Raw genomic sequence first — 19533 nt, 5'->3', positions numbered from 1 at the left:
GGTATGGCGTATAGCGAAAAACTTTTGGATCACTACGAACACCCGCGTAATGTCGGTTCTTTCGACAAGGACGAGGAAGGCGTAGCGACCGGCATGGTCGGCGCGCCGGCCTGCGGTGACGTGATGAAGCTGCAAATCAAGGTAGGCAAGGATGGCGTCATCAAGGACGCAAAATTCAAGACCTATGGCTGCGGCTCGGCGATTGCCTCATCGTCGCTGATTACCGAATGGGTCAAAGGCAAAACGCTCGAACAGGCGCTCGAAATCAAGAATACGCAAATTGCCGAGGAACTGGCGCTGCCGCCAGTGAAAATCCATTGTTCGATTCTGGCCGAAGATGCGATCAAGGCGGCGGTTGCGGATTACCGGAAAAAACAGGGCGAATGAACTGTTCTGTTTCGGCAAGGAGGCAATGATGGCGGTTAGCCTTTCAGAAAGGGCGGCACAACACGTCGCCCACTACATTACTAAACGCGGCAAAGGGATCGGATTGCGTTTGGGCGTGCGTACCAGCGGCTGTTCTGGCGTGGCCTACAAACTGGAATTTGCCGATATGGTCGAAGAAGGCGATGTCGAATTTGAATCGCACGGCGTGCGGGTGCTGGTCGATGCCAAGAGCCTGCCGTATCTTGACGGCACACGGCTTGATTATGTGCGCGAAGGCTTGAACGAAGGCTTCAAGTTCGACAATCCGAATGTCAAGGGAGCGTGCGGCTGTGGCGAAAGCTTCAGTGTTTGATTAGATGACGATTATGGACTTTAACGTAGATCATTTCGCACTTTTCGGTTTGCCGAGAGCGTTTCGTATCGACAGCGATGCGCTTGACCGCAGCTATCGGGAAATTCAAGCACAGATTCATCCCGACCGCTTTGCCGATGCCGACGAAGCAGCTCAGCGGCGTTCGCTCCAATGGGCAACGAAAGCTAACGAGGCGTACCAGACCTTGCGTAAACCCTTACCGCGCGCGCGTTACCTGCTGGAGCTGCTTGGCCATAAGGTGAAGGCAGAAAATAATACGACGATGTCGACCGCTTTTCTCATGGAGCAGATGGAATGGCGGGAGGCCGTTGCAGAGGCGCGCGCAGCTGGCAATGTGACCGATCTGGCGGACCAAGAAGTGCGTGTTCGTGGGCAGATTCGGCAAGCTTACGAGACGCTGGCGCTTGATCTTGATGAGCGGCGTGACTGTCAGGCGGCAGAAGATGGGGTATTGCGCCTGATGTATCTCGAAAAATTGTTGGCGGAAATTGACGAAGCGCTTGCTGCGCTTGAACAATAAAACGATTCAGTATGTGCTGAACGACTGACGACAGACTGTTTTCCATGGCTTTACTGCAAATTTCTGAGCCGGGCGAGTCGCCCGCGCCGCACCAGCATAAACTCGCCGTAGGAATCGATCTCGGTACGACCAACTCGCTGGTGGCGACGGTGCGCAGCGGCCAAGCCTGTGTGATCAGTGATGAGCAAGGGCGGCCGTTACTTCCTTCGGTGGTGCGTTATCGTGCGGGAAGTGAGCCGATTGTCGGCTACGAAGCGCGCTTACGGCAAGCGGATGACCCGCGCAATGTCATCGTCTCCGTGAAACGCCTCATGGGGCGGGGTATCTCGGACGTCGTGCATCGGGAGTCGATGCCTTACTATTTTGACGATGCGCCCGGTATGGTTCGTGTGCGCACGGCCGCAGGGATCAAATCGCCCGTCGAAGTTTCTGCCGATATCCTCAAAGCTTTACGCGAACGTGCCGAGGCGGTGCTGGGCGGGTCGCTGGTGGGTGCCGTGATTACCGTGCCGGCCTATTTTGACGATGCGCAGCGTCAGGCGACCAAGGATGCCGCCAAACTTGCCGGACTGTCCGTATTGCGCCTACTCAATGAACCGACTGCCGCAGCCATTGCCTATGGCCTCGACAATGGTGCGGAGGGCACTTACGCCGTCTACGATCTGGGTGGAGGAACATTTGATATTTCAATCCTCAGGCTCTCGCGCGGGGTCTTTGAGGTACTGGCGACGGGCGGGGATTCTGCGCTCGGCGGCGATGATTTCGACCAGCGCATTTTCTGCTGGGTTATCGAAACGGCCGGGCTGCGGCCGCTTTCGGCGGAAGATGCGCGTCTGCTGCTGAGCCGTGCACGCGAGGCCAAGGAGCATTTGACGCGACACGATGCTGCGCCGATCGTCGCCAATCTGGGCAGTGGTGAAATCGTCGATCTGAAATTGACGACGGAAATTTTTTCTGAAATTACGCAGACACTGGTTGCCCGGACGCTACAGGCCGTCAGAAAATGCCTGCGTGATGCTGGCCTGGCGGCGGATGAGATTAAGGGCGTCGTGATGGTTGGTGGTGCGACGCGCATGCCGCAAATTCAGCGCGCTGTTGGCAATTTCTTTGGGCGGGAGCCGCTGAACAATCTCGATCCTGACAAGGTGGTTGCCTTGGGCGCCGCGATGCAGGCCAATCTGCTAGCGGGTAATCGTGCGCCGGGTGACGATTGGCTGCTGCTCGATGTGATTCCGTTGTCGCTCGGGTTGGAGACGATGGGTGGCCTGGCAGAAAAGATTATCCCGCGCAATTCGACGATTCCCGTCGCGCGTGCGCAGGAATTCACAACCTTCCGCGATGGGCAGACTGCTTTGGCCATCCATGTCGTCCAGGGCGAACGCGAACTGGTCAGCGACTGCCGCTCACTGGCACGCTTTGATTTGCGCGGGATTCCGCCGATGGTTGCCGGTGCGGCACGTATTCGGGTCACGTTTCAGGTCGATGCCGACGGCCTGCTGTCGGTGTCGGCGCGCGAAACGACCGCCGGCGTCGAAGCGAGCATTGCTGTCAAGCCGTCTTACGGATTGTCCGATGACGAAATTACCGCCATGCTCAAAGACTCGCTGGCACATAGTCAGGACGATGCCTTGCGCCGTGCCGTCAAGGAGGCTCAGGTGGAGGCGCAGCGCATGATCGAAGCCGTGCAATCCGCCTTGAAAAGTGATGCCGGTCTGCTGGATGAAGCGCAGCGAACGAATATCGAATCGCTGATTACACAGTTGCAGGCTGCAGCACTGGGCGAAGATCGTTCTGCAATCAATGCCGCCATCAATGCGCTGGATGTCGGGACCCGTGATTTCGCGGCACACCGCATGAATGAATCGATTCGCCGTGCTTTTGCCGGACAGCGAGTCGATGCCTTGGAGGCTGAGGTTGGCCTTATGCAAAATGCGCAAGCGCCTAAAGGAAATACGTTATGACGCAGATTATCGTATTGCCCCATGCCGAACTTTGTCCGGAAGGGGTGGTTATTGATGCACAACCGGGCGAATCAGTCTGCGAAGCGCTGCTCAATCACGGCATTGCCATTGAGCATGCCTGCGAAATGTCCTGTGCTTGCACGACCTGCCACGTCATCATCCGCGAAGGTTACGATGGATTGGAACCGCCGGATGAGCTGGAAGAAGATCGCCTGGATCAGGCCTGGGGGCTGGAACCCAATTCGCGCTTATCCTGCCAGGCGGTCGTAAACGATACGCCGCTCGTCGTTGAAATTCCGCGTTATTCGATCAATATGGCAAAGGAAGGGCAGCACTAGCCATGAAATGGACGGATATTCATGAACTGGTCGCCGAATTGGCGGATGCCTACCCGGATGTTGACCCGCGCAAGGTCAATTTTGTCGATCTGATGAATTGGGTCAAGGCATTACCCGGTTTCGACGACGACCCTAATCGTTGCGGCGAGAAGATTCTGGAAGCGCTTCAGCAGGCCTGGATCGACGAAGTTTCTTGGCGCCCGAGGTCCCGGAGTCGGGCGTCGTAGAAAAAGGCGCTTCTTGGCGCTTCTCCTGAAGGGGAGCCCGGAAACCCTTGTAAACAGGGCATCTCCGGGCGCCTGTCCGGAGATCCTTTATTCATGGGCGTAATGGACAAAATAGGTGTTTTTTTCGAGACATAACGCTCTAATAGACAAAATAGGTGTTTTTAGGACGGATCCTTTGCGAAATAATGTTTTATAAAGCGCAACTTATTCTCCTTTTTCAAACCCCGATGACACCGCAAAAGCCGCTTCATATCGCTGAATTTCCCTTCCAGCAAATTGGTCGTATTCGGGATGCCTAGCCTGGGAAAACGCTCATAGGTAAACAACCATGGCAGATGCCGTTTCAGGCTGTTGTACGCGGCGCGCAGACGCTTATGCGTGTAGTGAGAGCGGCCTGTTTTCTCGTTCACGCTGCGTTCGTTCAGGAAGGTGGCGTACTGCTCGTACCAGCCCTTGAGGGCCTCCTCGAACGCCGCCTGAGTGTTCTCCGTCAGGGTCAGTGACAGGGCACGCAGCGCCTGTGCTGCCGGGCTTTTAGGCTTTCTGGTCAGGTGGCGCACGACGATTTTGATTTGGTGAAACTTTCACATTTGCACGGGTATATCCGGGAAGGAGCCCAGCAAGCCGCTTTTGCCATCGCAGATAATGCTTTGTATCACCCCCCCTTTTTTCTTGTAACGCAGCGACTTCCTGTGTGTAGAGCGCGTTGGTTTCCCGCTCGACTGCCACGACCGTCAAGGCGCGCTTGCTGCGAGCGTCGTAGAGAACCATGACGCCCCATTTTCGGCCGAAATAGGTGGTGTCCATGATGAGGTTCACAGGTGCCTGTGGCAGCACGCAATCGGCCTGTGTAGCGGCTTTGGCAAGGTGACGACGGATGGTTTTGAGGCTGCATCCGTAATGCCCAGCAAGCTGTGCGGCGCTTTGCTTGCCTTCGCTGTAGCGCTGCCAAAAGGTGTTGAGGTTTAGCTTTTTCCCGCCGCTGAAACGCTTGTGACAGGACACGCATCTGTAGCGTTGTTTGCCACTTTGGGCGCCATCTTTCCTGACCTGTTTGGAGCCGCAAAAAAAAGCATTTTTTGTGTTCAAAGGTTTTGAACTCTTATAAAGCCTTGCAGCGTAAGGAATACAGCGATTTTTAACACCTATTTTGTCCATTACACCTATTCATGCGGGTTTCAGGGGTGCCTGCCTGGAAATGCCCTATCCACGCGGGTTTCCGGGGGCGCTGAATCAGATTGGGAGCGCTTTTCTATCATTCAGCGCCAGCCAGCCGCGGGCAATGCGGTAAATTGCCCAGATGCCAAGCACCAACATGCCGATATACCACAGCGCAAAGCCGACAAGCACGAGCATCAATATGAATGATGGGATGGCGATGATGATCGACCAGAGCAGCGCGTACCAGAAAGTGCGGATTTGCCAGCGGAAATGCGACTCCAGCCAGGTGTTGCGCACTTCATCGCGTTTTATGTAATTGATGATTACCGCAATGAGCGACGGCCAGGCGAACAAGAACTGGCCGATAATCGTCGGTGCTCCAAATGTTCCGATGATTAGGCTGACTGCATGCAGCGCGTAAATCAGGTGCGTGGTGTTAACCAGTGATTCGCTGGGCCCGGGAACCAAGTCAGTACCATCAGTCATGTGGCGCTCCTTTTCGGTTTATGTGTTCAAGATGAATAAAACAATGATGAGTCTGCATATTGGGGCTGTGGTTGCGCTTCCTATGCCATCGGTAAGACTGGCGAAAATCATAAAGAATGAAAAGGCGGAATCGCCTACTGAGGGGCTAGAGGAAAGTTTGGCCTAAAAGGTCAGCAAAAACTGACCGTTCCCATGACTTGCCAGCGCTCCGCACGCACAACCCCCATTGCTATGGGCGGCACTCAAAAAGAAAAAGGATTGAATCATTGCTGACTCAATCCCTGTTCTGTTTTCGGATTTGCGTGGCGCGCCCGGAGCGATTCGAACGCCCGACCCCTTGGTTCGTAGCCAAGTACTCTATCCAACTGAGCTACGGGCGCAACGCATTTCTCGAATCCGGTGGATTGTACAGATCAATCATTGTTTGTTCAAGCGTTTTCTAATGTTGGCACGTGTTTTCGCATGTGAAATTGGCTTCCAGTAAAATAGACGGATGAAGATTCTTGCCCTTGAAACGGCGGTTGATCCTGGTTCGGTTGCACTCTGGCTGGAAGGAGAAATCGTCGAACGCTTTTGTCCGGAAGGCTTGTCGAATTCTGCGACGCTTCTGCCTTTGGCGGCACAGATATTGGCCGATGCCGGGTTGAGTTTTGCCTGCCTTGATGGATTAGCCTTTGGTCAAGGGCCCGGCGCATTCACTGGGCTGCGCGTGTCTTGTGGCCTGGCGCAGGGGTTGGCAATCGCACACGACCTGCCTTTGCTGGGCGTGGGTACGCTGGAGGCCGTGGCTGCATCGACCGGAGGCGAGCGTGTAATGACGATGCTTGATGCGCGGATGGGGGAGGTGTATTGCGCGGCATTCGACCGCGGCTGCCGAGTATTTGCAGAAGGTGTCTATGCGCCGGAGGCTTTGCCGCTGCCTGATTCAACGGGTTGGCTGGCCTGCGGTAATGCATTGGCGGTCTATCCCCAGATCCGTGAACGTCTGGCTGGCTGCGTGGTGGAGTGGAGGCCGGAAATTATGCCCTGCGCGAGCGCGGTGGTGCGGCTTGCTGCGCCGCGTCTGATGCGTGGTGAGCGGCTCGATCCGGCGGATGCCGTGCCGCTGTACGTGCGTGACAAGGTGGCCAAAACGATTGCCGAGCGTCTGGCTGAAGGCGGGCATGCCTGATGAGCGCCATGATGCAAACACCCCAGGCCAGTTTGGTACCGATGGTGTTATCGGATCTTGATGCGGTGCTGTGTATTGAGCGGCAGGCTTGCCGTTTTCCCTGGAGCCGCGGTAATTTTGTCGATTCGATGACAAGCGGCTACTTATGTCAGGTATGTCGCAGTGATGAGGAGATTCTTGGCTATTTCATCCTAATGATGGCGGCTGACGAAGCCCATCTGCTGAATATTGTTGTTGCACCGACCCATCAGGGAAAAAAACTGGGGGCATACCTGCTGCACCAGGCCATGATGATGGCGCAAGATGCCGGTGGCCGCATCCTGCTGCTGGAAGTTCGTCCGTCCAATGCCGCAGCACTGGCGCTGTATCGCCGTGTTGGTTTTCGACAAATCGGTGTGCGCCGGAATTATTACCGCGATACTGAGGGAAGCGAAGACGCGGTCGTAATGTCGCGGGCGTTGGAAGAAATGCGGTTGAGCGAGCAATGTGGGTAAATTTACCGAATCCATCGAAAGCCTTGGCAAAGCGGCATGAGGTGCTGGCATGAGCCTGACGCGCAAACGAATACTCGATGAAATGGGACTCTCGCCGCAGTGGATATTGCGTGTCCGCCCAAAACCGATGGGCGATTCGCAGTGCGCCGAAACTGGCCAGACCCTGGCAATGCATGATGTTCAGACCGAAGCCAGTCAATCCCCCGTATTGCCAGGGCCTGCGCCGGCTGCCGCATCTGCTGAAGAAATGGCACGGGCGGACAATAAGCATAATGTGCTTGCAAAGGTTATGGATATGGATTGGCCGCAATTACGGCAGACCATCATGGCTTGTCATCTGTGCGGCTTATGTGCCAAGCGAAAGCAGGCGGTGCCCGGCGTCGGCGACGAACAGGCCGACTGGCTTTTCATTGGCGAAGGGCCGGGGGCGGAGGAAGATGCGCGCGGCGAGCCGTTTGTCGGCCAGGCCGGTCGGCTACTCGATGCCATGCTGGCGGCGATCGATCTGGCACGTGGGAAAAACGTCTATATCGCCAACGCCGTCAAATGTCGCCCACCGGGCAACCGCACACCCGAGCTATCAGAAATGGCCGCTTGCCGACCTTACCTGCAACGCCAGATTGAACTGCTGCAACCCAAGTTGATCGTGTTGCTCGGTAAGGCAGCAGTTGCTGCCGTGCTGGGCGAAGAGGGCTCTTTGGCCAGTATGCGCGGCAGGTCTTTGATATACCGGCAGGGCGAACTGGAAATTCCCACGCTTGTCACCTATCACCCAGCCTATCTGCTGCGCAACCTGCCGGACAAGGCCAAAGCCTGGGAAGACTTGTGCCGCGCGCGCGCACTGATGCAGTGCATCGTGAATATGCCTTAAGTTTCTTTTGGCAAAATTATTTGGATAAATACAAACTTATTCCGGATTTGTAGAGTTGATACAATATAAATAATACTATTACAGTTAAATTTTTTCTATTTCTGATGTATTCCATTCATTATTCTTTGCTGCCTTTACCAACATTCCTATTGTTAGTCGTATTGGTATTTGTCTTTTCTTGAAAGATGGAAATAACCATAACCCTTCTGGAGGAAAATAACGTAGTAAATCAAAATCAAGATTTTTAATTGAGAACTCCTGAAAAAATTTCTCGATCATAGGCTCCGCATCTTCTCCAAGCATACGTAAATCAGTTCTCAGGTCTGTTGTAAGGCTAATTTTTTTTGGAGCAAGGCCAGAAAAAATAGGTGGTGGAACCTCTTTATGGATGAATGTAAAAACCTGGTTAGTAACTGTATCTTCCATCATGCGCGGATCCTATCATTTTGAGATACATAGTTATTATAGGTGGATATTGTTTTCCACATTATTTGTGTAATATCATAAGTAAGAATAATCCAACCAACTACAGGAACTGACCTTCCAATAAATGCACCAAGGTTCTTAGTTAATGCTATTCGTAATCCCGTAATTGATGAGCCTGTAATCATTGGTAGTTGAATTTTCAAATTATAATTGGAGACTCTTCGGCACGCTAGAGAAGCAATTGAAGTTCCTTTTGTTGCACCTATTGGTTTTACTCGTGTACCAACAATTGGTTGTCCAAGTAATATGGCAGTAACAGCCCCAATATCTTCTACTCCTAGCCCGCATTTCTCACACTCTCACGGTTCGGCCCCCGTTGGCGCGGTTTTTTCCTTCACGCGTCGCCGTGACCGCGAGGATTCAGGCCCGCGAGCGGCCAATGGAGTGCAGGCGGGTGAGGTTCTGCGAGCGGTCAGGTGCGTTGAGGGGGCAAGCGGCGCTGTTTGGGCATGAGACCGCCTCGCGCGAACGGGAGCGCGATCGGATCAGCAGGGCCACGGTGGCGTGGCGGATCAGCCGGGGGCGAGTCTGGCCTGGGCCAGGCGCCAGGTGGTCTGGAACGGATGACTGCTGGCCATGCTGACATGGATGCGGCGCACGCTGATCTTGACCCGTGCGCCGATCTTGAGCAGTTTCAGGCGCAGGCTCTCGCAGGTGGCCTCGGCCAGTTCGGTGCCAGCCAGCCCGATGCGGCGCAGCGCTTCGAGCATGACGTAGGCGAAGGAGGCGAACCACAGCCGCAGCTGATTGGCCCGCATCGTCGCCGTTGAGGTGCGATCGGCGAACAGGTGTAGCTGGCACTCCTTGATGCGGTTCTCCATTTCGCCTCGGGCGCAGTACAGCGCCTCGTACAGTTCGCGTGCCGGCCAGCGCTGAGCGTCCAGGCTGGTGACGATGAAGCGCGGATTGGCCTTGCCCGGCAGCTGCTCGGCCTTGCCGACGACCCGCCGGGCGCACGACCAGCTGTCAAGGGTGCGGTAGGTGAAGTCGCGAAACCGCCGTGCGGGCTTGCCGGTCTGGGTGCATTCGGCCTGCGCCTGGCTCATCTCGGTTTCGATCTGGGCCTTGAGCCGGTCGTTCTTGGCCAGCCCGAAGACGAAGTCGATGTGCGTCTGCTCGCACCAACTCATCAAGGCATCGCGCGCAAAGCCCGAGTCGGCACGCAGCACGATGCGCACCTCCGGCCAGTGGCGGCGGATCTGGGTGACGATGCGTTCGAGTTCATCGATGCTGCCCGCCGAGGCATCCGTGTTGGCCCGGCGCAGCTTGGCGGCGAGCAGATGTCGGCCGCAGAAGATGTACAGCGGCAGGTAGCAGTAGCCGCCGTAGTAACCATGGAAGAAACGCCCTTCCTGCTGGCCGTGCAGCGGGTCGTCGGTGGCGTCCAGATCGAGGATGATCTCGTCAGGTGCCTGCTCGTGCGCCTCAATGAAGCACGCGACGAACAGCGACTCGAAGGCCGCCGGATCGTGAGCGATCTTGTGATAGCGCGAACCGTCCTTGGTGTCGGGGGCATGTTCGAGCCGGTTCAAGGTCGACTTGCCCGCCAGCGGCTCGCAGCCCTTGCGCCGAGCGCTGAGCTTACCGGCCAGCGTGGCCAGTACCGGGTCACGGCGCAATTGATCGTGATCGTTCAGGTCCTCGTAGCCCAGCGCGATCCCCACGATCCGTTGCATCACCAACGTGTGCACCGTGTGTTCGATCAGCTCCGGATCGCGCCCATCCTCGAAGCAGGCCGCCACCCGTTCGGTCAGCCGCAAGGTGCGATCGACCTCGCGCAGCAACAGCGCGCCCGCATCCGAACTGATCTGCCCTCCGTCGAAATCCACCGCCACCTGGCGGCCATCAATACGCTTCGCGCATGGGCTGACTACGGTACACTGTGTCGGCATCGCGGCTTCCTCAGAGATATGGTTAAGTCGTTCTCGCAAAAAAACTTTCTTATATCTCCGGCCGCGATGCACCTTCTATCTGTGAGAAATGCGGGCTAGTTGCTCAAGAGTTTTATCTACAGTAATCCAGAAAAATAGTTCAGTACTGGTTAAATTTGACTGTAATTTATAGTGATAGACACGCCCACTCAAAATATTTCCTTTCGATGATATTGAATTAATTAAATCAGTGCGTCGAATCGTCGAGATGGATCACATCGTCTTGGATGCGCTGATTATGCTCGTGGCGGCGTTTGACGAGCAGCATGCTGCTGCTGACGAATAGCCCGAACAGGGTGATGACCCAATAGATCGAGAGGTTGATCTGCATCATTAGATAGTACAGACAGGTCATAACCAGAATCGAGAGATTCTCGTTGAAATTCTGTACGGCAATCGAGTGGCCCGCGCCCATCAACTGATGACCGCGGTGTTGTAGCAGAGCATTCATCGGCACGACGAAGAAGCCTGAAAGTGTGCCGATAATGATGAGCAGAGCAATGGCAACCCAGAGATTGCTGACGAAAACCATGGAGAGGACGATAAGGCCCATGGCAATTCCAAGCGGAATGACGCGCACGGACTGACGCAGCGTCACCATTTTGGCAGCGGCGGCTGCACCGAGTGCCACACCGATGGCGACGACGCCCTGCAACATGCTCGATTTGGAGAGGTTGAGATGCAGCGCGGCTTCCGCCCATTTGATGACGATGAACTGTAAGGTTGCGCCAGCGCCCCAGAACAGCGTGGTGACGGCCAGCGAAACCTGACCGAGACGGTCGCGCCAGAGCAATATCATGCAGCGGTTGAATTCCTGGAACAAATAAAGCGGGTTCTTGTGCAATTTTTTGTGCTCGACGCCGGTGTCGGGAATGTACAGATTAAAAAGGGTGGCGAGGAGATAGAAAAAACAGGTGATGGCAATCGCTATTTCACTCATCGAGTCGATGCCCAGTTTAATGAACGGCAGGTCAGGGCTGAGCAGGCGGGCGGCCAGCCCCGGCTGAATCAGCGTGCCGCCGACGACGACGCCGAGAATAATGGCGCCAACGGTCAGCCCTTCGATCCAGCCGTTGGCGATGACCAGCAGTCGGTGCGGCAAATATTCGGTCAGAATGCCGTACTTGGCGGGCGAATAGGCGGCGGCGCCCAGGCCGACGATCGCATAGGCAAAGAGTGGATGTACGTGGAAAAACATCATGCCGCAACCGACAATTTTGATGGCGTTGCTGATGAACATGACGCGCCATTTGGGCATCGAATCGGCGAATGCGCCGACAAACGCGGCGAGGGCGACGTAGGAAACGGTGAAGAATGTTTTTAACAACGGCTCATAAGCTGGTGGCGCCTGCATTTCTCGCAGGACGGCGATCGCAACGATGAGCAACGCGTTGTCGGCAAGCGCGGAAAAAAATTGCGCCGCCATAATAATGTAAAAGCCGAAAGGCATTAACACTGGACAGTTTCTAACAAGATGGGCAGTTTTATACCACGAAAACCAGATTGATATCCCGATTTGTCGCCGGGGGGCGACGAGCAGAGCGTTGAGGAATCGCGGTTATATAAGGGCTGCGGCAGCTCTCTACTTTCTCTGAAACGTTTGTCAGTCTAGGGATGGGTTGAGGTTATGGCGGTAGGGTTTTCGCCGCGGCTGCGGAATGGGCTGGGGAATTTTTTGATGGATTTTTGATGGATGCGTGATGGTTGAGGCACAATGCCGCTGTTTTGATTCGCCCGGGAAATTTCCGGATAAATTTTTTTCGTTTCAACTTCCAGTTTTCAGGCCTCAGGTTTTTTATCCATGCCTCGTCCAATTCAAGCCCGCATTGCTACGGCCGCAATTCGTCACAATTATCTTCTTGCCAAAAAATATGCCGCCCGTGGCGGGGAGTCTGTCAAAGCCTGGGCAGTCGTTAAGGCTAATGCGTATGGTCACGGCCTGTTGCGTACGGCACGGGCGCTTGGCGACGTAGCAGACGGTTTTGCGTTGCTCGATCTGTCCGATGCGGTCACTTTGCGCGATGCCGGTTTTAGGCAACCCATCCTGTTGCTCGAAGGCATTTTCGAGGCGCGCGACGTGCATACATGCGCCGAATACCGGCTAACGCCGGCAATTCACTGCCTGGAACAGCTTAAATTGCTGCAAACAGCGGGTTTGCCTGGACCTTTGCCGATTTATCTCAAGCTGAATACGGGGATGAACCGGCTTGGTTTTACATTTGACCAGATCCCCTTACTGCGGGCGGCACTGGAGCGCATTTCTGTATTGGGCGAAAAGACGTTGATGACGCATTTTTCCGATGCCGATGGCGAGCGTGGAGTTGCCTGGCAATTGGCGCGCCTTGATGCGATCCGCAATGCCTGGCCGGAAGCCGCGACGTTTCCCGTATCAATGGCGAATTCAGCCGCACTGATGCGCCATCCGGCGACGGTACGCGGCTGGGCGCGCCCCGGTATCATGATTTACGGAAGCTCACCTTTTACCGAGACCCCTGCGGCCCGTCTGGATTTGCAGCCTGTCATGACGCTGGGCAGCCGCATCATTGCCGTTGAAACGGTAGGCGCCGGCGAACGGGTTGGCTACGGCGGCACGTTCGTTGCCGAGCGCGAAATGCGTTTGGGCATCGTTGCCTGTGGTTATGCCGACGGTTATCCGCGCCATGCGCCGACGGGGACGCCGATTCTGGTCGACGGCCAGAGAACGCGGGCGATTGGCCGGGTATCCATGGATATGCTGGCCTGCGACCTGAGTGATTTGCCTGCGGCGGGTGTGGGTAGCGAGGCCGTTCTATGGGGTGAAAAGCTGCCGGTTGAGGAAGTGGCTGCGGCGGCAGGGACGATCAGTTACGAGTTGCTGTGTGCTCTGGCGCCGCGCGTGCCGGTCGCCGAAGTTTGAAAGCAGGCAATCAATGGCCAAAACAAAAACGATGTACGCCTGTACCGAATGCGGCGCCAGTGCCTCCAAATGGCAGGGGCAATGTCCGGGCTGCGGCGGCTGGAATACGCTGGTTGAAACGCTTGTTGAGACCGTGCCCGCGAACGGCAAGCGCTTTGCCGCGCTGGGTGGTGTGGCGCATCTACAGGCGCTGGCCGACATCGAGGCGCGAGAGGAAGACCGTTTGCCGACGGGGATGGGGGAATTCGACCGGGTACTTGGCGGTGGTCTGGTGGCTGGCGGCGTCGTGCTGATCGGCGGTGATCCGGGGATCGGCAAGAGCACGCTGCTGTTGCAGGCATTGACGGCGCTTGCCGTGCGACAACCGGTACTTTATGTCAGTGGTGAGGAGTCCGGCCAGCAGGTTGCATTGCGCGCACGCCGCCTGGCGCTCAATACCGGTGGCCTCAAGTTGCTGGCGGAGATCAATCTGGAAAAGATTCTTGCCGTATTACAGGCGGAACGGCCGTGTGTGGCGGTCATTGATTCGATTCAGACCTTGTGGTCCGAGCAGCTTAGCTCTGCGCCCGGTTCGGTTGCCCAGGTGCGTGAGTGTGCGGCGCAGCTGACGCGGCTAGCCAAACAGACCGGGATGACGATCATCCTCGTCGGCCATGTGACCAAGGAGGGGGCGTTGGCCGGTCCGCGCGTACTTGAGCATATCGTCGATACCGTGCTGTATTTTGAAGGGGACGCGCATTCGAGATTTCGCCTAATTCGTGCGGTCAAAAACCGCTATGGCGCGGTCAATGAAATCGGTGTTTTCGCCATGACTGACAGAGGGCTGAAAGGCGTCAACAATCCCTCGGCAATGTTTCTGTCGCCGCATGGGCAGAATGTCCCCGGCTCCTGCGTGCTCGTTGCGCAGGAAGGAACGCGGCCCTTGCTTGTCGAAATCCAGGCGCTTGTCGATCAGGCGCACGGTAATCCACGCCGCCTGACCGTCGGTCTGGATGCGCAGCGGCTGGCGATGCTGCTGGCCGTGCTGCATCGTCATGCTGGCATCGTTTGCTTTGACCAGGATGTTTTTATCAATGCCGTTGGCGGCGTAAAAATTGTCGAACCGGCAGCCGATCTGGCCGTATTGCTGGCAATTGTTTCGTCGCTGAAAAACCGGCGGCTGCCGGACAAGCTGGTCGTTTTCGGTGAAGTGGGTCTGGCGGGAGAAATCCGTCCCGCGCCGCGTGGGCAAGAGCGCCTTAAGGAAGCGGCCAAACTCGGCTTTTTGTATGCGCTGATTCCTGAGGCCAATCGGCCCAAACAGGCGGTTTCCGGCATACAGGTTATTGCTATCCGGCGTGTGGAGGAGGCCGTCGCGCGTCTACGCGAGCTGGAAAATTAAGCGTAACAGCTAAATGGGGCAGGGCATCTCAGAACGCCTGCCCGGAGCCCCTTTGTTTGCGGGCATTTCCGATGGGGGGGCTCTGAGGCCCTTGTAAACAGGGCATCTCAGAGAGGGTGCCCGGAAGTCCTTTATCCACGCGGGTTTCAGAGGAGGTGCCCGGAGATGCCCTGTTTACAAGGGCTTCCGGGGTGCCTTTTTAGCGGCCGCCGGGTAAATCTTTTTGACGCAGCAGGAAAACAAAATTTCCACCCGCCGCCGTTTCGAGCCAGGTGAATGGCGTATCCGGATAGGCGGCTTCGAGCGCTTCCCGGTTATGGCCGATCTCGACGATCAGCAGGCCGCCGGGGTTCAGGTGATTGGCCGCTTCGTGCAAGATGATGCGCGTGAAATCCAGGCCGTCTTCACCGCTAGCCAGGGCGATTTCTGGCTCCTGACGGTATTCCGGAGGCAGTGCGGCCATCGACTCGGTATTGACGTAAGGTGGGTTGCTGATGATGAGGTCGTAGCGTTCGTTGGGGATGGCTGCGAAGGCATTGGATTTGAGTGTGTGAATGCGCGTTTCGAGTGCGTAGTCTGAAATATTGCGTTGCGCGATGGATAGCGCATCTTCAGAAACATCGATGGCGTCGACGCGTGCTTCAGGAAATGCCAATGCCGCCAGAATGGCCAGGCAGCCGGATCCGGTACATAGGTCGAGTACACGATTGATGGCCCATGGATCTTCAACCCAGGGACTTAATTGTTCTTCCAGTAGCTCGGCAATGTGCGAGCGCGGGATGATGGCGCGCTGGTCGACGTAAAAACGGTATTCCCCGAGCCAGGCTTCGTGCGTGAGGTAGGCAGCGGGGATGCGTTCTTCAATGCGCCGACGGATGATATTCAGGCATTCGGCCAGCTCATGGCCGGTCAGGCGCGCGTCTATGAATGGCTCAAGCTGATCAATCGGCAAGTGCAGCGTATGTAACAGCAGGTAGGCGGCCTCATCCCAGGCATTGTTGGTTCCGTGGCCGAAAAAGACGTCGGCCTGCCTAAACCGGCTGACGGCAAATCGCATCAGATCGCGCAGGGTGATGAGGCTATCCTGAGCCTGTTCAAAAATCGAAGATATGTTCGGTTCCAAGAAATTCCCTTCGCTGCGCTGGCTTATGCCGCTTCGTCGGTATCGTTCAGTTTGAGCGTGAATTCCTTGAACAATGCTCCACCTTCATTAGTGTTGGTCATCGGATCTGTTTCGGTGCTTGTCTTGCGCTTGCTGTTCGTTACTTCCGAGTTGTTGATGATCCACGACAGATTGGTGGGCGAATCTGCATTGGCCAAGGCTTCATCCAGCGTGATTGTGCCTTCACGGTAAAGGCGGAAAAGATCCTGTTCGAAAGTTTGTGATCCTGGCGCCAAGCTTTGTTCCATCGCTTCCTTGACGCCTTGAATTTCGCCCCGTTCGACCAATTCCTGTATGTGACGCGTGTTGAGCAGAACTTCTGCCGCCGGGATCCGCTGACCATCAGGGCGTTTGACCAGACGTTGCGAAATGATAGCTTTCAAGCTGGCGGAAAGATCCAGATAAAGTGCCGTACGATTTTCCAGCGGGAAGAAATTGACGATCCGGTTGAGCGCATGGTAACTGTTGTTGGCGTGCATGGTCGCCAAACACAAATGGCCGGTTTGTGCGTAGGCGATGGCCGCTTGCATGGTTTCCTTGTCGCGGATTTCGCCGATCAGAATACAGTCTGGCGCTTGACGCATAGCGTTGCTGAGTGCTTGTCCCCATCCGTGCGTATCCATGCCAAGTTCCCGTTGGTTGACGATGGATTTTTTGTGCTTGAAAAGAAATTCGATCGGATCCTCGATCGTCAGAATGTGTCCGCTGCGATTGATGTTGCGGTAATCCAGCATTGAGGCAATTGTCGTTGATTTGCCTGAACCCGTTGCCCCTACAATGAGGATCAGTCCGCGCTTCTCCATGATGAGTTCGGTGAGAACCGGTGGCAACAAAAGCGTATCGAGCGCCGGAATGATGCTTTGGATGTAGCGTACGACGATCCCGATCGAAGATCGCTGCCGGAAAAAATTAATTCGGTAGTTGCCCGTCCCAGGGATGCTGAAGGATATATTCATCTCCATCGTATCCTCGAACACCTTGGCCTGCGCAGGCGTCATCAGTTCATAAGCAATTTTTTCCGTGATCTCCGGAGTCATGATCTGCTGGTTGACCGGCATCACAGTACCTTGAATCTTAATATGAATGGGTGTGCCAGCAGAAATGTAGAGATCGGAAGCCTGTTTTTCCGCCATAAGATGGAAAAGATTGTCAAGAATCATAAGTACGCCCCTTTATTGCGAATCAGATTGGATTTTGGTTGAACGCGGCTGAAGCCGATAAAGAATGGGTGTCGATAGGCCTAGATACGTACCTAACATCCGTCCGGATGCGCGTTAAAATATTTTTCATGCATTATAGGAGAATGCTATTGGCAAAGAAAGAAGCGTATCGGTCAAACGGCAAGCTTTGTGCGGAAAATTTTTACTATAAAAACAAAAATGGTTGGCTTGAATGGTTGACTTGAAGATATAAAGCTATATAATTCGCGCCCTCGTTACTCAAGGGTAGCGAGCTTCCTTCCAAGTTGAAGGCGGCGTGAAAAAATGTTCTTCACTAGTTGACACATTTTTTTCTTGATGTAGAATTCGCTTTCTCACTTTTTGGTGGGATAAGCAGGTAGTCAGGCGGTAGTTTTTCTGGCGAAGCTCTTTAAAAACAGGACGATTGATAGGTGTGGGTTCTTGGTCTTTGGGCTGGTTGCTGCGCGGTTTGCAGTGCTGGCTAAAAAAGATGAAGCAACTCGCACGATGTATAAAAACATAAAGTTTTTAACTTTATGTCACGTCAAGCGAGAGTTTAAGCAGGAGTTAAACTGAAGAGTTTGATCCTGGCTCAGATTGAACGCTGGCGGCATGCCTTACACATGCAAGTCGGACGGCAGCACGGGTGCTTGCACCTGGTGGCGAGTGGCGAACGGGTGAGTAAAGCATCGGAACGTACCCGGGAGTGGGGGATAACGTAGCGAAAGTTACGCTAATACCGCATACCCTGTGAGCAGGAAAGCGGGGGCTCGCAAGACCTCGCGCTTTCGGAGCGGCCGATGTCGGATTAGCTAGTTGGTGGGGTAAAGGCCTACCAAGGCAACGATCCGTAGCGGGTCTGAGAGGATGATCCGCCACACTGGGACTGAGACACGGCCCAGACTCCTACGGGAGGCAGCAGTGGGGAATTTTGGACAATGGGCGCAAGCCTGATCCAGCCATGCCGCGTGAGTGAAGAAGGCCTTCGGGTTGTAAAGCTCTTTTGTTGGGAAAGAAAAGATTCGGGCTAATACCCTGGATTAATGACGGTACCCAAAGAATAAGCACCGGCTAACTACGTGCCAGCAGCCGCGGTAATACGTAGGGTGCAAGCGTTAATCGGAATTACTGGGCGTAAAGCGTGCGCAGGCGGTTGTGTAAGTCAGAGGTGAAATCCCCGGGCTCAACCTGGGAACTGCCTTTGAGACTGTGCAACTAGAGGATGGCAGAGGGGGGTAGAATTCCACGTGTAGCAGTGAAATGCGTAGAGATGTGGAGGAATACCGATGGCGAAGGCAGCCCCCTGGGCTATAACTGACGCTCATGCACGAAAGCGTGGGGAGCAAACAGGATTAGATACCCTGGTAGTCCACGCCCTAAACGATGTCAACTAGATGTTGGGCGGGTTAAACCGCTTAGTGTCGTAGCTAACGCGTGAAGTTGACCGCCTGGGGAGTACGGCCGCAAGGCTAAAACTCAAAGGAATTGACGGGGACCCGCACAAGCGGTGGATGATGTGGATTAATTCGATGCAACGCGAAAAACCTTACCTGGTCTTGACATGTACGGAACCTTCCAGAGACGGAAGGGTGCCTTCGGGAACCGTAACACAGGTGCTGCATGGCTGTCGTCAGCTCGTGTCGTGAGATGTTGGGTTAAGTCCCGCAACGAGCGCAACCCTTGCCACTAATTGCCATCATTTAGTTGGGCACTTTAGTGGGACTGCCGGTGACAAACCGGAGGAAGGTGGGGATGACGTCAAGTCCTCATGGCCCTTATGACCAGGGCTTCACACGTCATACAATGGTCGGTTCAGAGGGTAGCCAAGTCGCGAGGCGGAGCCAATCCCAGAAAGCCGATCGTAGTCCGGATTGCAGTCTGCAACTCGACTGCATGAAGTCGGAATCGCTAGTAATCGCGGATCAGCATGTCGCGGTGAATACGTTCCCGGGTCTTGTACACACCGCCCGTCACACCATGGGAGCGGGTTCTGCCAGAAGTGGGTAGCTTAACCGAAAGGAGAGCGCTTACCACGGCGGGGTTCGTGACTGGGGTGAAGTCGTAACAAGGTAGCCGTAGGGGAACCTGCGGCTGGATCACCTCCTTTCTAGAGAAACAAAGCCTAGAACCCACAACCTATCAGTTGTCCGAAGCCATAACAGACAAGGGTCTGTAGCTCAGTCGGTTAGAGCATCGTCTTGATAAGGCGGGGGTCGTTGGTTCGATTCCAACCAGACCCACCAGTCTCATATTATTTCAAGGGGGATTAGCTCAGCTGGGAGAGCACCTGCTTTGCAAGCAGGGGGTCGTCGGTTCGATCCCGTCATCCTCCACCAAATAATTTTATTTCTGATCAGGTTTTAGAAGAAAACGCCTGTTCTGGCGCTTTCTTCTGATTTTTTGTTCAGAAAAAGTCTGTTAGCTCTTTAACAAAATGGAAGAAGGTTGTATCGCTGGTTGCCGAGAAACCAAAGCCAGCGATACGGTTGTGATTGCATCGAATTCTT

The 19533-nt window shown here is 55.1% G+C and carries 19 protein-coding genes, 3 tRNA genes, 1 rRNA gene and 1 pseudogene; 14 read left to right on the top strand and 10 right to left on the bottom strand.

Translation table 11 applies throughout. From position 1 onward, the window contains the following. Positions 1–3: 3 nt before the first annotated feature. From iscU to iscX, 6 genes are read left to right on the top strand one after another with little or no spacing between them, the layout of a single operon-like run. Positions 4–387 carry a Fe-S cluster assembly scaffold IscU gene (iscU, locus tag ABCS64_RS05825; RefSeq protein ID WP_418890946.1) on the top strand — a complete coding sequence of 128 codons (384 nt, stop codon included), beginning with the start codon at positions 4–6 and terminating at the stop codon, positions 385–387. Positions 388–415: 28 nt separating this feature from the next. Then, positions 416–739, top strand: a complete 324-nt coding sequence (iscA, locus tag ABCS64_RS05820) for an iron-sulfur cluster assembly protein IscA (protein ID WP_418890945.1) — start codon at positions 416–418, stop codon at positions 737–739. 13 nt (positions 740–752) lie between these two features. Then, the gene (hscB, locus tag ABCS64_RS05815; RefSeq protein ID WP_418890944.1) at positions 753–1280 is read left to right on the top strand and encodes a Fe-S protein assembly co-chaperone HscB; all 528 of its coding nucleotides are present in this window, start codon (positions 753–755) and stop codon (positions 1278–1280) included. 44 nt (positions 1281–1324) lie between these two features. Beyond that, positions 1325–3241, top strand: a complete 1917-nt coding sequence (gene hscA, locus ABCS64_RS05810) for a Fe-S protein assembly chaperone HscA (protein WP_418890943.1) — start codon at positions 1325–1327, stop codon at positions 3239–3241. Next, positions 3238–3579 carry an ISC system 2Fe-2S type ferredoxin gene (gene fdx, locus ABCS64_RS05805; protein ID WP_418890942.1) on the top strand — a complete coding sequence of 114 codons (342 nt, stop codon included), beginning with the start codon at positions 3238–3240 and terminating at the stop codon, positions 3577–3579. Before hscA ends, fdx begins: the two co-directional genes overlap by 4 nt. A gap of 2 nt (positions 3580–3581) precedes the next feature. Further along, positions 3582–3806: a Fe-S cluster assembly protein IscX gene (iscX, locus tag ABCS64_RS05800; RefSeq protein ID WP_418890941.1), complete on the top strand. Its 225-nt coding sequence runs from the start codon at positions 3582–3584 to the stop codon at positions 3804–3806. 161 nt (positions 3807–3967) lie between these two features. Here iscX and ABCS64_RS05795 read toward each other — a convergent pair whose 3' ends face one another. The 4 genes from ABCS64_RS05795 to ABCS64_RS05780 all read right to left on the bottom strand — a co-directional run bounded on the left by ABCS64_RS05795 (position 3968) and on the right by ABCS64_RS05780 (position 5833). Further along, positions 3968–4366: an IS256 family transposase, variant Zn-binding type gene (locus ABCS64_RS05795; RefSeq protein ID WP_418890940.1), complete on the bottom strand. Its 399-nt coding sequence runs from the start codon at positions 4364–4366 to the stop codon at positions 3968–3970. Continuing rightward, positions 4341–4964, bottom strand: coding sequence for an IS1/IS1595 family N-terminal zinc-binding domain-containing protein (locus tag ABCS64_RS05790; protein ID WP_418890939.1), 624 nt, complete (start codon positions 4962–4964; stop codon positions 4341–4343). Before ABCS64_RS05790 ends, ABCS64_RS05795 begins: the two co-directional genes overlap by 26 nt. A gap of 75 nt (positions 4965–5039) precedes the next feature. Then, the gene (locus ABCS64_RS05785; RefSeq protein WP_418890938.1) at positions 5040–5453 is read right to left on the bottom strand and encodes a DUF4870 family protein; all 414 of its coding nucleotides are present in this window, start codon (positions 5451–5453) and stop codon (positions 5040–5042) included. Between the two features lie 303 nt (positions 5454–5756). Beyond that, positions 5757–5833 (bottom strand) — tRNA-Arg (locus ABCS64_RS05780). Between the two features lie 113 nt (positions 5834–5946). On the opposite strand from ABCS64_RS05780, the gene tsaB reads away from it, so the two are divergent. Genes tsaB through ABCS64_RS05765 form a run of 3 tightly spaced genes read left to right on the top strand, consistent with a single transcriptional unit; the run spans position 5947 to position 7989 of the window. Beyond that, positions 5947–6624, top strand: coding sequence for a tRNA (adenosine(37)-N6)-threonylcarbamoyltransferase complex dimerization subunit type 1 TsaB (gene tsaB / locus ABCS64_RS05775; RefSeq protein ID WP_418890937.1), 678 nt, complete (start codon positions 5947–5949; stop codon positions 6622–6624). Then, positions 6624–7118, top strand: coding sequence for a ribosomal protein S18-alanine N-acetyltransferase (gene rimI, locus ABCS64_RS05770; protein ID WP_418890936.1), 495 nt, complete (start codon positions 6624–6626; stop codon positions 7116–7118). Before tsaB ends, rimI begins: the two co-directional genes overlap by 1 nt. Before the next feature lie 49 nt (positions 7119–7167). Continuing rightward, entirely contained in the window at positions 7168–7989 is an 822-nt protein-coding gene (locus tag ABCS64_RS05765; RefSeq protein ID WP_418890935.1) for a uracil-DNA glycosylase, read from the top strand. A gap of 84 nt (positions 7990–8073) precedes the next feature. Here ABCS64_RS05765 and ABCS64_RS05760 read toward each other — a convergent pair whose 3' ends face one another. The 4 genes and pseudogenes from ABCS64_RS05760 to lplT all read right to left on the bottom strand — a co-directional run bounded on the left by ABCS64_RS05760 (position 8074) and on the right by lplT (position 11856). Beyond that, positions 8074–8418, bottom strand: a complete 345-nt coding sequence (locus tag ABCS64_RS05760) for a DUF1493 family protein (protein WP_418890934.1) — start codon at positions 8416–8418, stop codon at positions 8074–8076. Beyond that, positions 8415–8744, bottom strand: a pseudogene (locus ABCS64_RS05755) (STM2901 family protein); the annotation flags it as partial. The pseudogene ABCS64_RS05755 and the gene ABCS64_RS05760, both read right to left, overlap by 4 nt. A gap of 243 nt (positions 8745–8987) precedes the next feature. Continuing rightward, entirely contained in the window at positions 8988–10367 is a 1380-nt protein-coding gene (locus ABCS64_RS05750) for an IS1380 family transposase (RefSeq protein ID WP_418889980.1), read from the bottom strand. Between the two features lie 226 nt (positions 10368–10593). Continuing rightward, entirely contained in the window at positions 10594–11856 is a 1263-nt protein-coding gene (lplT, locus tag ABCS64_RS05745; RefSeq protein WP_418891892.1) for a lysophospholipid transporter LplT, read from the bottom strand. A 351-nt stretch (positions 11857–12207) separates the two neighbouring features. Here lplT and alr point away from each other — a divergent pair, with 351 nt between their 5' ends. Beyond that, a complete protein-coding gene (alr, locus tag ABCS64_RS05740; protein ID WP_418890933.1) occupies positions 12208–13302 on the top strand; it encodes an alanine racemase in 1095 nt (364 codons plus the stop codon). A 13-nt stretch (positions 13303–13315) separates the two neighbouring features. Further along, entirely contained in the window at positions 13316–14683 is a 1368-nt protein-coding gene (radA, locus tag ABCS64_RS05735) for a DNA repair protein RadA (protein WP_418890932.1), read from the top strand. 199 nt (positions 14684–14882) lie between these two features. On the opposite strand, the gene prmB is transcribed toward radA, so the two are convergent. Both prmB and ABCS64_RS05725 read right to left on the bottom strand, forming a co-directional pair. Further along, a complete protein-coding gene (prmB, locus tag ABCS64_RS05730) occupies positions 14883–15806 on the bottom strand; it encodes a 50S ribosomal protein L3 N(5)-glutamine methyltransferase (RefSeq protein WP_418890931.1) in 924 nt (307 codons plus the stop codon). A gap of 23 nt (positions 15807–15829) precedes the next feature. Next, the gene (locus ABCS64_RS05725; RefSeq protein ID WP_418890930.1) at positions 15830–17005 is read right to left on the bottom strand and encodes a PilT/PilU family type 4a pilus ATPase; all 1176 of its coding nucleotides are present in this window, start codon (positions 17003–17005) and stop codon (positions 15830–15832) included. Between the two features lie 590 nt (positions 17006–17595). Between ABCS64_RS05725 and ABCS64_RS05720 the strand changes: the two genes are divergently transcribed. The 3 genes from ABCS64_RS05720 to ABCS64_RS05710 all read left to right on the top strand — a co-directional run bounded on the left by ABCS64_RS05720 (position 17596) and on the right by ABCS64_RS05710 (position 19362). Then, positions 17596–19133 (top strand): 16S ribosomal RNA (locus tag ABCS64_RS05720). Between the two features lie 59 nt (positions 19134–19192). Beyond that, positions 19193–19269: transfer RNA gene (locus ABCS64_RS05715), tRNA-Ile, on the top strand. 17 nt (positions 19270–19286) lie between these two features. Further along, positions 19287–19362 (top strand) — tRNA-Ala (locus ABCS64_RS05710). Positions 19363–19533 lie beyond the last annotated feature (171 nt).

It is taken from the genome of Dentiradicibacter hellwigii (assembly GCF_041770905.1).
GTDB lineage: Bacteria > Pseudomonadota > Gammaproteobacteria > Burkholderiales > Rhodocyclaceae > Propionivibrio > Propionivibrio hellwigii.
Note: the sequence above shows the minus strand (reverse complement) of the source record. Positions and strands in the feature narration are given on the sequence as shown.